The organism is Cupriavidus sp. FW305-46 (genome assembly GCF_058787075.1).
In genome coordinates this window covers 141937-153125 of record NZ_JBYSZI010000006.1, presented here as the reverse complement: position 1 = coordinate 153125, position 11189 = coordinate 141937, and the positions used below count along the sequence as shown (strand labels likewise).

The following is an 11189-nucleotide window of genomic DNA, read 5'->3' as shown; positions in this document are numbered from 1 at the left end:
GGCTTGGGGATATACCTAGCGCGGTCGCGCTCACGCACGCATGCCTTACAGGCGCTGCGATGCCTGCCGGGACCATTGCTTGGGAATTCACCCAGGGGCTTGGTCTCTCGGCACTTTGTGCAAGTCTTCAAGGGAGGTGGAGACGCCCAGGGCGGGCAAGGAAAGCAGGAGGGGATGGCGGGATGCCGTAAAGCTAAGGTCTGTTACTAACATGTACGTATTTAGTAGTTCCCCCCACTCACGGGCAGCGGCATGCCTCAGGACGGTATAAGGCAAGTCAGAGTGAGTCGTGCAGAACAAGGCGCGGCATAGCGAGGGTCGCTAGCCGAGGGAGTGGGTAACTCCCCCATCGGTCCCCATCAGCGGGCTTAAAGACTTTCTCTAGGACGTCTTAGGGACAGCCCATGACTCCCTTCCCTATCTCATAGAGCGGCCCAGCGGTACTACCATGTACGTATTTACTCGGCATAGCTTGGTGGGTCCGTCGCCGGCCCCGGCCGAGTTGGCGAGCGCAAAGTCTTCCTCGTCTGCGCGGCGATTAACCCTTAAGGATTCGGCACAGGAGCCGGGGAGGGCTGCTCGGCGTCCGGGTCCAGCCCGTGCGCCTGGGCGGCCAGCTTCGTCACCTTGCGTTGGAGGACCTGCATCGCGGCTAGGATCAGTTCATCCTCGGACTGCGCGTGTTCCTCACCACGGATGTAGCCGCCGTCTTTGCGGATCGCCGGCAGGACCACGGAGGTAACCCACTTGCGAAAGGACTGGGCCTCAGGCTTGCGGGACTTCATCACGAGGGCGTACAGACCGGACTCGCTAACCACTACGGGCGGGCGGCCCCGGAAACCACTATTCGGTAGGGGTTTAAATTCGTCCGATTCCAGAATGGTGCGGATGTTGTCGGTACGCGTCCCCAATGCGTCACACACGTCCTTGGCAAAGAACCAAGGGTTCTCGGCGTCGCCCGTGACGCGTAGGGACATGCCGGGCGCACGACCCACGCGGCGGGGCGCGGAGTAAATCAGTACATGGCAGTACCGCTGGGCCGCTCTATGAGATAGAGGGGAAGCTCAGAGACTGTCTCTAGGACGCTATGAGCCGTTCCCTGGTAGAGGGGTGGGAACCCCATCCCCTGTGCCCTTAGGCCGCTGTAGGACTCTTGCGGGCCGCCATGATGGCTTCAGAGCCCCATGACGGTCGCATGCGCGTCTCAATGATCCATGTCGCGCTTTGCGGCTTCGCGCTTACGGTCCTGCTCTTCCCAACGTCTGCGGTCGTCAGCTTTGTCCCGCGTATAGGCCATGTATCCGGCGCCAGCGAAGAAGGCGGCAACAACGAGTGCGAATGTCATGGAGGTGTCTCCGGGCTTGTGGCGGCTCACGCCTGCGCCTTTAGCGCCGACTCGACCATGATGTCGCACAGGACGTCTTCGAGAAATGACAGGACGTGCGGTGCGGTGGGGTGGCCCGAGGATTCGGCAGCCGCTTGCAAGACCCACGCCTTACCGACAGGGCGCAGGGTCCGACTATGGACAGTCATACGGTGATCGCGCCGCAGAACCCTCACAGCGCCACCAGCGGCCCGATTGAGGCACGTAATGATATGGGGCGGGACGGTAACGGCTGATTGCGTAGCGAGCATCTTCAATCTCCAAGGAATGGGGCCGCTGCGTTCAAGTGCCGGGACGGGCAAACAAGAAACAGAGGCGAGCAAGTACGAGCGGAAGATAGTGCATGGACGCTGCAAGCGGCGCAAAGGGGGCATGCGACCATCGGACTTAAGTCCCACGGCCCCGACGCCCGCATTCTGTTTACCGGCGCGGCGTTGCGGGGCTGTCAATGGTCCACAGGAATCTTTTTGAAGCGTTGGCCGCAAACGACAATTCCGCCTCACGGCTACCCGTAAAGCGGCATGGGAAAAGGCCCAAAGGGATGAGGGTCTAGGCGGCGTCCCGGACTTCCGCACAGTAGCGAGCGACGGTCGCGGCGCTGATTCCGAATTGCTTTGCGGTCCCGCTGATGCTTGCGCCGTTCGCCTTGCGCCAGTTGGCTACCTCGATAGGCGTAAAGCTCTTAGACCGCCCCAGGGACGCCTTACCGTTCTGAGTCTTGCCCGTCTTCGCCAGCGCCTCACGGGCGGCCTTGCGACCGTCTGCGGCTCGCTCGTTGATGCGGCGGCGCTCCAGTTCTGCGACCTGGGCGAGGACTGCAATGATGATCTCGCCCGCGCCGGGAGCCACGGGACCGATGCCCCGAATGTCCACAGTCACGCCTTGGGCCATGAGACCCTTCACGGTCTGCTGCACGTCAATGGCGTCCCGCCCGAGCCGATCCAGCGCATAGACCCGCACGGTGTCGCCCTTGCGGACGAACTTGAGCAACTCGGCAAAGCCGGGGCGATGCGCCGCCATTACGCCGCCACTGACCCCCTCATCGCTGAACTCGTGGTCAGCCGGCCCCAACGCCGCCCGTTGGCTCTCTACGGTCTGGTCCTTGGTCGATACGCGGTAGTAGTTAATGACGCTCACGTCAGCCCCTATCTCAAAAGGTAGGGCCTCAGTATGCCTATGTCAAAACATACCGTCAACACCAATATTGCGATAGGTCATGAGATAGGTCGCAAAAGGACTCACTTCTGAGAGAGGCGTACAACCCGGACTTAGAGACCCTGCATCGCCTGTTACGCGGAGGTGCCATCCCGGACACAGGTGCGTGTTACCACACCTGTGTATGGTAGTGTTCTAAATCCGCCACAAAGGAGATGTCATGGAAGTCCATAGCGGCAAGATTGCCGGACCGCTCACTGTCGAACGAGATATGACAATTCAGGGGATGGTTGTCGGTCACGCAACAGTGCGTCCGGGGTGCAAGCTCGTGCTTCACGGGATGGTAACGAGCGACCTAGTGGTTGAGTCGGGCGGACATGCCATCGTCAATGGGATGGTCAACGGTGCGGTTATCAATGAGGGTGGCCGAGTCGAGATTAACGGTATGGTCGGCGCTGTCGTGGACAGGGTTCCGTCATCCCGAACCGTGATTGCACAGGGGGCTGTTGTCAAAGGACTCTAGTTGTCCCCAGGCGGGGCCGTAGCGCCTCAGAGTTTCTACGTTGAACGTAGGACGAGGACACCCGGCCCCACGGGGGAAATCCGCTATGCCGAGCCCACCCAGGGGTATGCGCGGATTTTCTTGTCAGATTTTTTGGGGAGTGCTTGCCCTGCCGTCATTCGCCGGGATAGGCCACGCGGTCCAGGGCCTCCTTCAGGACCGCCAGTGACACCTTGCCCGTATAAACGACGCGACCGGCTGAACCACTGGCGGCGTGGCCGGTGATCTGGTCGGCCACCTCGACTGCGACATGCCGCTCGGCCAGCGCCGTCCGTAGCCAGTGGCGAAACTTGTGTGCCCCGTTCAGGCCGCCTTCGGGCAGGCGGGCATCCACACGGAACTGGCGGAACCAGCGACCGGCAATGTCGCCCGGAGTGGTCCTCCTGCCGTGCATTGAGGGCAGGGCCGGCCCGTTGGCGCCCATGGCGCGAGAGACCCACTCAGCGAACCACAGATTGCTCATCAGATGGGCCGCCAGCGGGACAACCCGTTCAGAGGCGGAGGTCTTCACGGTGCCGGCCTCGGCGGTAATGCGAACACAGGTGAGGCCGTTGCGGACCATGAAGTCCTCCCCCCGGAGTTGCGCGAGCTCCCCAATGCGGGCACCGGTATGCGCTAGCAGAAGTAGCAGGGCACGGCCATCCTCGGCCGCAACGTCCCGCCAGCGCGGAAACTCTTGCAGATCGGTCTTGCAGTCGAATAGGCGGTGCTTGAACATCGCGGCCAGTTCTTCGGACGTCCAAGCGTCGCGCTGCTGACTGCCGGCGCTGGCATCCATCGTCAGGTCGAACGGGTTCTGTTGAATCAGGTCCTCGCGCTCCGCAACGTTCATGAGCGCGTTGATCGCGGCGGCATGATTCGTCGCGGTCTTGGCGCCGAACCCGCGTGCCTCAGTGTCGCTCAGGAACCGCACGAAAGCGGCGCCGTGGCCCTTATTGAAGGCGGTCAGGGAAAGGGTGCCCACGGCTTCCTCAAACAGCCCTAGCGCCCTCTCCGTGCGTCCAATGGCGTTCGGCTTCGCCTTTGTGCGGGCGATCCATAGCGGTAGTACGTCGCGCAGGGTTTGGGAGGGGGCGGGCGTTTCGGGCGTTGTATTGGTCGGCCCTTCGATGGTCACGGGGACGTGCTCCGGCGTGGGGATGGGTTCACCCACTGCCCGCGCTGCAAGAGCCCTCCACGCTGCAATGGCGGCCCTCTGAACCCGCTGAAGCGCCGACCGTGCTGGCGTGGTCGTCAGGTCCACGACGACGCCAAGTTCCCGTAGCTGTCCGCGTGCAAAGTCCTCGGCATAGCTCAGGTCCCCCAGGGCGGTCATCTCTCCAAGGTTCCGGGCGACGACCTCCGCTACGGCCTGTCGTTGGGCAAGTTCGGATTCGTCGTCGTCATGGCCGGCCCGGACGATCCCCGCTTTGGCCCTCTCGATCTCATGGCCGCTCCCTGTCAGCGATAGCTCGTCGTCTTCGGCCAGGAGTCGCCGCTCTACCTCTCGAACAAGGTACGCGGCCATGGCGGGTGTTAGCGGGACAGTCTTTGGAGCGGCGTCGCGGCGCAGGGCGTCGAACTTCTCGTGATACTCGGCAATGATGCGGTGAGCCTTGGCGGCGGCTTCATTGCGATCTGATGTTCGCAGGGACTCCCGGAATGCATCGACGGCAGGCGAGCCATCGCGGCGCTTGGGCCAGAGATGGCGGATGTCGTCCGGAATACCGATGCGTAGATGGAACGTCGATCCCCGGAGGTGGACTCCGGTCGGCAGGGAGATAGGCATGTGCGAATCGTGATCGATTGACACAGCGGATTGCCTCGACTTCAAAATGAAATCGCCCGGATCGCCTTGACTGACCTCGGTTCTGAGGACTGTCGCGGCTTTCCGGGCGATGGTATCTGGTCGGGGTGAGAGGATTCGAACCTCCGGCCTCTACGTCCCGAACGTAGCGCTCTACCAGGCTAAGCTACACCCCGATTTGGTTTGCTGGCAAACGTCTGACCGTCTGCAGCAAAGAATGTAAGTTTAGCAGCGTTTTTTGGGGAATGGAAGAGGGCGAGGAAAATCGCCGTTCAGCCCGCTTCCGCTGCCTTCCCCGCGGTTGCGTCAGGACTGCCGTTGCAATGAGAACGCGCAGAGCTGGATCAGGGTTTCCTTCAGTTCCGACGGCGGGAACTGCCGTGCCGCCTGTTCGGCGGCTTCAGCCTCGCGCCGTGCGGCTTCGAAGGTGACGTCCAGCGCGCCACTGGCGTGGATTGCGGCAAACACGGCATCGAAATGCTCGGTGCCGCCTTGCACGATGGCGTCGCGCGCGAGCTGGCGCTGTTCGGGCGTGCCGTGTTCCAGCAGGTGCAGCAGGGGCAGGGTGGGCTTGCCTTCGCGCAGGTCGTCGCCGGCGTTCTTGCCCATCTGCTCGGCGCTGGCGGTGTAGTCCAGCATGTCGTCGATCAGCTGGAAGGCGGTGCCAATGCGGCGGCCATACTCTGCCGCCGCTTCTTCCATCTGGGCGTCGGCGCCGGCCAGCACGGCGCCGAGTTGCGCTGCGGCCTCGAACAGCTTGGCGGTCTTGTAGCGGATCACCTGCAGGTAGCGTTCGACGGTGACGTCGGGGTCGTGCATGTTCAGCAGCTGCAGGACCTCGCCCTCGGCGATCACGTTGGTCGCGTTGGACAGGATCTCCATGATGCGCATGCTGCCGGCATCGACCATCATCTGGAACGCGCGCGAATAGAGGAAGTCGCCCACCAGCACGCTGGCGGCGTTTCCGAACACGGCATTGGCGGTATCGCGCCCGCGCCGCAGCTCGGACTCGTCGACCACGTCGTCGTGCAGCAGGGTGGCGGTGTGGATGAACTCCACCACGGCGGCCAGCTCATGGTGGCGGTTGCCGTCGTAGCCCATCGCGCGCGCTGTCAGCAGCAGGATCACCGGGCGCAGGCGCTTGCCGCCGGCACCGATGATGTATTCGCCGATCTGCTCGATCAGGGGGACTTCAGAAGACAGCCGCTGGCGGATAACAGCATCGACCGCGCGCATGTCTGCAGCGACCGGGGCAAGCAAGGCAGTGGCGGAAGGCTGGGACAAGATGATCACCGTTACGCAAAACCGGACGATTATATGCGATGCGCGTAGCGTTCTACGTATGGCGCGTTTCTAAAGATTCGCGCTCAGGGTATGCGCTCAGGGTGTTCGCAAGGCGCGCAACTATAATGCAGCCATGAACAAGCCCGTGCCTCGCCGCCACCTGCGCCGCACCGCCCTTTGGGTGGCGTTTGCTGCACTGGCGGGATTCCTGCTCGCCGACCTGACCTGAGCCAGGGCGCGGCCCCATTGTGGCGATGCCGCCGCACACAGGCTATGTGCCTGTTTTCTTTGCCCTTTTCCCGGATCTCGTTTACAATTCCCGGTTTCCTCCGGTAGCTGCGCTCGCTTTGCGGGTTCTGACCGGCGGGAGATAACCGGGCCGCACTGAGCCCATCCAGGCGCCAGGCCGTGCGATTGACCGGCCGCGCAGGGTGCGCCAGTGCCGGCATACGGCGTTTTATTCACATCCGAGAGGTTCGACAATGTACGCGGTCGTAAAAACCGGCGGCAAGCAATACAAGGTTGCTGCTGGCGAAAAACTGAAAGTAGAACAGATACCGGCAGACATTGGCGCAGAAATCACGCTCGACCAGGTGCTCGCAGTGGGCGCCGGCGACCAAATCAAGTTTGGTACGCCGCTGGTTAGCGGGGCTTCCGTCAAGGCTACCGTTATCTCCCAAGGTCGTCACGACAAAGTGAAGATCTTCAAGATGCGCCGTCGCAAGCACTACCAGAAGCGTCAGGGCCATCGTCAGAATTACACCGAACTGCGCATCGAAGCGATCGTTGCCTGATCGATCGAGCGTAACCAGGTAAAGCGACAGGAGTAAGACATGGCACAGAAAAAAGGCGGCGGTTCCACGCGGAACGGCCGTGATTCCGAATCGAAGCGTCTGGGCGTGAAGGTGTTTGGTGGCCAGGCCATCAACGCCGGCGGCATCATCATCCGCCAACGCGGTACCCGCGTGCATGCCGGCGACAACGTCGGCGTGGGCAAGGACCACACGCTGTTTGCCCTGGTGGACGGCCACGTGCAGTTCGCCGTCAAGGGCCCTGCCAAGAAGCAGCAAGTCAGCGTCGTTCCGGCGGCCTGATAACAGCCTTTGCAGGATGAAGGCCCCGCAACGCTTGCGGGGCCTTTTCTTTTCTGGCGACAATGTCAGTTCGCCAGCCCGGTTGGAGGCTTCCAGCCGCTGATCCGCCGATCCATCACGGAAACCCATCATCATGAAGTTCATAGACGAAGCCCGAATCGAAGCCATCGCCGGCAACGGCGGCAATGGCAGCGCCTCGTTCCGGCGCGAGAAGTTTGTGCCCTTCGGCGGCCCGGATGGTGGCGATGGCGGCCGCGGCGGCAGCGTGTTCGCCGTGGCGGACCGCAACATCAATACGCTGATCGACTTCCGCTACGCCAGGAAGCACGTGGCCCGCAACGGCGAGAACGGCCGCGGCTCCGACTGCTACGGCGCGGCGGGTGAGGACATCACGCTGCGCATGCCGGTGGGCACGCTGATCACCGACATGGACACTGGCGAAGTCATCGCCGACCTGACCGAGCACGGCCAGCGCGTGTGCCTGGCCGAAGGCGGCATGGGCGGCTGGGGCAACCTGCATTTCAAGTCCAGTACCAACCGCGCGCCGCGCCAGCAGGTGGACGGCAAGCCGGGCGAGCGCCGCATGCTCAAGCTCGAGCTCAAGGTGCTGGCCGACGTCGGCCTGCTGGGCATGCCCAACGCCGGCAAGTCGACCTTTATCTCGCATATCTCCAACGCGCGCCCGAAGGTGGCGGACTATCCGTTCACCACCCTGCACCCGAACCTGGGCGTGGTGCGCGTGGACCATGAGCAATCGTTCGTGGTTGCCGACATTCCCGGCCTGATCGAAGGCGCGGCCGAAGGCGCGGGCCTGGGTCACCAGTTCCTGCGCCACCTGCAGCGCACCGGCCTGCTGCTGCATATCGTCGACCTGGCACCGTTCGACGAGGCAGTCGACCCGGTGTCCGAGGCCAAGGCCATCGTCAACGAGCTGAAGAAGTACGACGAAACCCTGTACGACAAGCCGCGCTGGCTGGTGCTGAACAAGCTCGACGTGGTTCCCGAGGACGAGCGCGCGGCCCGCGTGAAGGATTTCATCAAGCGCTACAAGTGGAAGGGGCCGGTGTTCCAGATTTCGGCGCTGACCGGCGAAGGCTGCCGCGAGCTGATCTACGCGATCAAGGACCACCTGCAGGCGATCAAGGCCGAAGAAGCCGCGGCGCTGGCCGAGCCGGACATCCGGCTGGACGAGCGCCTGCACAACGTCGACCAGGGGCCGGGCGAGGCATAAGCCGGGGCCGCCGCTGGCGCCCCACCACAGAAGAATACCCACGGACAATTCGGGCGCGGCGCCCGCCGCCGGCTGCCCGGGAGACAGGATTCCCGTCATGCAATCGGTCATCGCGCAGGCAAAGCGCATCGTCGTCAAAGTCGGCTCCAGCCTGGTCACCAACGACGGCAAGGGGCTGGACCACGACGCCATCGCCCGCTGGGCGGCCCAGATCGCCAAGCTGCGCGTGGCCGGCAAGGAAGTGGTGCTGGTCAGCTCCGGCGCCATCGCCGAAGGCATGCAGCGCCTGGGCTGGGTGCGCCGCCCGAAGGAAATCCATGAGCTCCAGGCCGCCGCCGCCGTCGGCCAGATGGGCCTGGCGCAGGTCTATGAGAGCCAGTTCGACCGCTACGGCATCCGCACCGCGCAGGTGCTGCTGACCCACGCCGACCTGGCCGACCGCGAACGCTACCTCAACGCCCGCTCGACCCTGCTCACGCTGCTGTCCCTGGGCGTGGTGCCGATCATCAACGAGAACGACACCGTGGTCACCGACGAAATCAAGTTCGGCGACAACGACACGCTGGGCGCGCTGGTGACCAACCTGATCGAAGGCGACGCGCTGGTGATCCTGACCGACCAGCGCGGCCTGTACACCGCCGACCCGCGCAAGGATCCGGCCGCGCAGTTCGTGGACGAGGCCCTGGCCGGCACCCCCGAGCTGGAAGCCATGGCCGGCGGCGCCGGCACGTCGATCGGGCGCGGCGGCATGCTGACCAAGATCCTGGCGGCCAAGCGCGCGGCCAAGTCCGGCGCCCACACCACCATCGCCTCCGGGCGCGAGGCCAATGTGCTGGAGCGCCTGGCCGCGGGCGAGGCCATCGGCACCCAGCTGCTGGCGCCGACCGGGCGGCTCACGGCGCGCAAGCAATGGATGGCCGACCACCTGCAGCTGCGCGGCCGGGTCGTGATCGACAACGGCGCGGTCGAGAAGCTCACCAGCGGCGGCAAGTCGCTGCTGCCGATCGGCGTGACGGAAGTGCAGGGCGAGTTCGCCCGCGGCGAGGTGATCGCGTGCGTCGACGCGCAGGGCAAGGAGGTGGCGCGCGGCATCACCAACTATTCCAGCGCCGAGGCGCGGCTGATCGCGCGCAAGCCCTCGTCCGAGATCGAGTCCGTGCTGGGGCACCTGAACGAGCCCGAACTGATCCATCGCGACAACCTGGTGCTGGTCTGACGGGCGTACAGGCCGGGCGCAAATAAAAACGGCGGGGCTGCCAGGCAGTCCCGCCGTTTTTTTATGTCGACGCTGCGCGCTTCAGCGCTTGCGCGGCGCGCGCGATTGCAGGTCGCGCACCATGGCGTCGGCGGTGCCGGCCACAGTACGGCCCTCGCAGAAGAAATCGATCGCCAGCGTGGCGGCATAGGCATTGCGCACGCCAGTCTCCATGCGGTGCCAGGTCTCGCCGTAGTCGCTGCTGTTGGGCACCCATTCCGTCGCGCCCCTGGGCAGCGTGGCGTAGAGCTTGCGCTCGAACGCATCGCAGCGCAGGCCTTCGAAGGTCACGTTGCGCGCGCCGCTCTGGCTGGTGGTGACGACCGTGTAGCGCACCACGTTGTCCTTGCCGACCGAGACCGATTTGCCGTCCACCGCGAACGACAGCGAGCCGGTGCCCGCCACCGAGAACGGGATCAGGTTGGCGTCCTGCGGTGGTGCCGGCAGCATCGCCTTGGCCTCTTCAAAGGTCTTGGGCGCGAACGGGTTGAGCCAGGTGCTTTCTTCCTCCGCCATCTCCTTGCCGGTGGTCTTGCAGCCGGCCAGCGCAAGGCTGGCCGCGGCAATCAGCAATCCGGCAGCGGTCAGGCCGCGGCGGCGGCCCAGGCCGGTGAAACTAGTCATCAGTGCTCCGTGAGGTGGAAACCGGCGTTGCCGGTGAATCGTGCTCGGTCGCGTGCGCGGCCTCGGCATTGCAGTCGGCGTCGGCCTGCTGTGCCTGCTGGGCACGGCTGAGCGCCTGGCTGCGCGGCCCGCCATGCCGGCCATGCATGCCGTGGGGGCCGTGCGTGCCGTGTGTGCCATAGGGACTCAGCGGCACACGCGCGTGCCGGTTCAGGAAGCGTGACAACTCCGTCAGCGCCAGCTGGTAGACATCGCGCTTGAACTCGATCACCGCCTCCAGCGGCACCCAGTAATGACTCCAACGCCAGGCGTCGAATTCAGGGTGCTCGGTGGCACGCAGATGGATGTCACAGTCCCTGCCGGCCATGCGCAGCAGGAACCAGATTTGTTTCTGGCCCTTGTAGTGGCCGCGGATCTCGCGGCGGATGAACTTGTCCGGCACCTCGTAACGCAGCCAGTCGCGCGTGCGACCGACGATCCTGACGTGCTCCGGAAGCAGGCCGATTTCCTCATGCAGTTCGCGGTACATGGCCTGTTCAGGCGTTTCGCCGTACTTGATGCCACCTTGCGGGAACTGCCAGGAGTGTTCGCCGATTCGCTTGCCCCAGAAAACCTCGTTTCGTGCGTTGAGGAGGATGATGCCGACGTTCGGGCGAAAGCCTTCACGATCGAGCATGACTGCACCTCGAATCCTTTAGAATTACGCTGATTATAAAGGAAGCGCGCAGCCGGGCCCGGACCGGGGGATGCTGGTTTTCCCCGAGCGGAAGGGCAGTTTCAGGCGCGTGCCCACAATTCAGCGCCGCCGGCCCCC

The 11189-nt window shown here is 64.1% G+C and carries 12 protein-coding genes and 1 tRNA gene; 5 read left to right on the top strand and 8 right to left on the bottom strand.

Annotated elements, in window-relative coordinates; translation table 11 throughout:
- Positions 1 to 545: 545 nt before the first annotated feature.
- The 3 genes from AC3WON_RS04955 to AC3WON_RS04945 all read right to left on the bottom strand — a co-directional run bounded on the left by AC3WON_RS04955 (position 546) and on the right by AC3WON_RS04945 (position 2521).
- On the bottom strand, positions 546 to 977 hold the full coding sequence (locus tag AC3WON_RS04955; protein ID WP_492351263.1) for a BRO-N domain-containing protein: 432 nt from the start codon (positions 975 to 977) through the stop codon (positions 546 to 548).
- Positions 978 to 1204: 227 nt separating this feature from the next.
- On the bottom strand, positions 1205 to 1345 hold the full coding sequence (locus AC3WON_RS04950; RefSeq protein WP_492351262.1) for a hypothetical protein: 141 nt from the start codon (positions 1343 to 1345) through the stop codon (positions 1205 to 1207).
- Between the two features lie 588 nt (positions 1346 to 1933).
- Positions 1934 to 2521 carry a recombinase family protein gene (locus AC3WON_RS04945; RefSeq protein WP_492351261.1) on the bottom strand — a complete coding sequence of 196 codons (588 nt, stop codon included), beginning with the start codon at positions 2519 to 2521 and terminating at the stop codon, positions 1934 to 1936.
- A gap of 238 nt (positions 2522 to 2759) precedes the next feature.
- On the opposite strand from AC3WON_RS04945, the gene AC3WON_RS04940 reads away from it, so the two are divergent.
- The gene (locus AC3WON_RS04940) at positions 2760 to 3062 is read left to right on the top strand and encodes a hypothetical protein (RefSeq protein WP_492351260.1); all 303 of its coding nucleotides are present in this window, start codon (positions 2760 to 2762) and stop codon (positions 3060 to 3062) included.
- 154 nt (positions 3063 to 3216) lie between these two features.
- Here AC3WON_RS04940 and AC3WON_RS04935 read toward each other — a convergent pair whose 3' ends face one another.
- From AC3WON_RS04935 to ispB, 3 genes are all read right to left on the bottom strand, one after another.
- Positions 3217 to 4869, bottom strand: a complete 1653-nt coding sequence (locus AC3WON_RS04935; protein WP_492351259.1) for a DUF6538 domain-containing protein — start codon at positions 4867 to 4869, stop codon at positions 3217 to 3219.
- Positions 4870 to 4986: 117 nt separating this feature from the next.
- Positions 4987 to 5063, bottom strand: a tRNA-Pro gene (locus tag AC3WON_RS04930).
- 130 nt (positions 5064 to 5193) lie between these two features.
- Positions 5194 to 6123 (bottom strand): octaprenyl diphosphate synthase, encoded by a 930-nt coding sequence (ispB, locus tag AC3WON_RS04925; RefSeq protein WP_049800579.1) that lies wholly within the window; start codon positions 6121 to 6123, stop codon positions 5194 to 5196.
- A 530-nt stretch (positions 6124 to 6653) separates the two neighbouring features.
- Between ispB and rplU the strand changes: the two genes are divergently transcribed.
- The 4 genes from rplU (at position 6654) to proB (ending at position 9712) form a co-directional block, all read left to right on the top strand.
- Complete coding sequence (gene rplU, locus AC3WON_RS04920; RefSeq protein ID WP_006576525.1) at positions 6654 to 6965, top strand: 50S ribosomal protein L21; 312 nt, start codon at positions 6654 to 6656, stop codon at positions 6963 to 6965.
- Positions 6966 to 7004: 39 nt separating this feature from the next.
- Positions 7005 to 7265 (top strand): 50S ribosomal protein L27, encoded by a 261-nt coding sequence (gene rpmA, locus AC3WON_RS04915; protein WP_010814747.1) that lies wholly within the window; start codon positions 7005 to 7007, stop codon positions 7263 to 7265.
- Between the two features lie 133 nt (positions 7266 to 7398).
- Entirely contained in the window at positions 7399 to 8496 is a 1098-nt protein-coding gene (gene obgE / locus AC3WON_RS04910) for a GTPase ObgE (RefSeq protein ID WP_492320367.1), read from the top strand.
- Between the two features lie 97 nt (positions 8497 to 8593).
- Complete coding sequence (gene proB / locus AC3WON_RS04905) at positions 8594 to 9712, top strand: glutamate 5-kinase (RefSeq protein WP_492320366.1); 1119 nt, start codon at positions 8594 to 8596, stop codon at positions 9710 to 9712.
- Between the two features lie 81 nt (positions 9713 to 9793).
- Here proB and AC3WON_RS04900 read toward each other — a convergent pair whose 3' ends face one another.
- Entirely contained in the window at positions 9794 to 10375 is a 582-nt protein-coding gene (locus AC3WON_RS04900; RefSeq protein ID WP_492351258.1) for a CNP1-like family protein, read from the bottom strand.
- Positions 10368 to 11051, bottom strand: coding sequence for an RNA pyrophosphohydrolase (locus AC3WON_RS04895; RefSeq protein WP_010814743.1), 684 nt, complete (start codon positions 11049 to 11051; stop codon positions 10368 to 10370). Before AC3WON_RS04895 ends, AC3WON_RS04900 begins: the two co-directional genes overlap by 8 nt.
- Between the last annotated feature and the right edge of the window lie 138 nt (positions 11052 to 11189).

Bases quoted from the DNA above. Each gene is read 5' to 3' on its own strand.
- proB (WP_492320366.1), top strand. From the start codon at position 8,594: ATGCAATCGGTCATCGCGCAGGCAAAGCGCATCGTCGTCAAAGTCGGC.
- ispB (WP_049800579.1), bottom strand. From the start codon at position 6,123: ATGCGCGCGGTCGATGCTGTTATCCGCCAGCGGCTGTCTTCTGAAGTC.
- AC3WON_RS04955 (WP_492351263.1), bottom strand. From the start codon at position 977: ATGTCCCTACGCGTCACGGGCGACGCCGAGAACCCTTGGTTCTTTGCC.
- AC3WON_RS04900 (WP_492351258.1), bottom strand. From the start codon at position 10,375: ATGACTAGTTTCACCGGCCTGGGCCGCCGCCGCGGCCTGACCGCTGCC.
- rpmA (WP_010814747.1), top strand. From the start codon at position 7,005: ATGGCACAGAAAAAAGGCGGCGGTTCCACGCGGAACGGCCGTGATTCC.
- AC3WON_RS04895 (WP_010814743.1), bottom strand. From the start codon at position 11,051: ATGCTCGATCGTGAAGGCTTTCGCCCGAACGTCGGCATCATCCTCCTC.
- AC3WON_RS04950 (WP_492351262.1), bottom strand. From the start codon at position 1,345: ATGACATTCGCACTCGTTGTTGCCGCCTTCTTCGCTGGCGCCGGATAC.
- AC3WON_RS04935 (WP_492351259.1), bottom strand. From the start codon at position 4,869: ATGCCTATCTCCCTGCCGACCGGAGTCCACCTCCGGGGATCGACGTTC.
- AC3WON_RS04940 (WP_492351260.1), top strand. From the start codon at position 2,760: ATGGAAGTCCATAGCGGCAAGATTGCCGGACCGCTCACTGTCGAACGA.
- rplU (WP_006576525.1), top strand. From the start codon at position 6,654: ATGTACGCGGTCGTAAAAACCGGCGGCAAGCAATACAAGGTTGCTGCT.
- obgE (WP_492320367.1), top strand. From the start codon at position 7,399: ATGAAGTTCATAGACGAAGCCCGAATCGAAGCCATCGCCGGCAACGGC.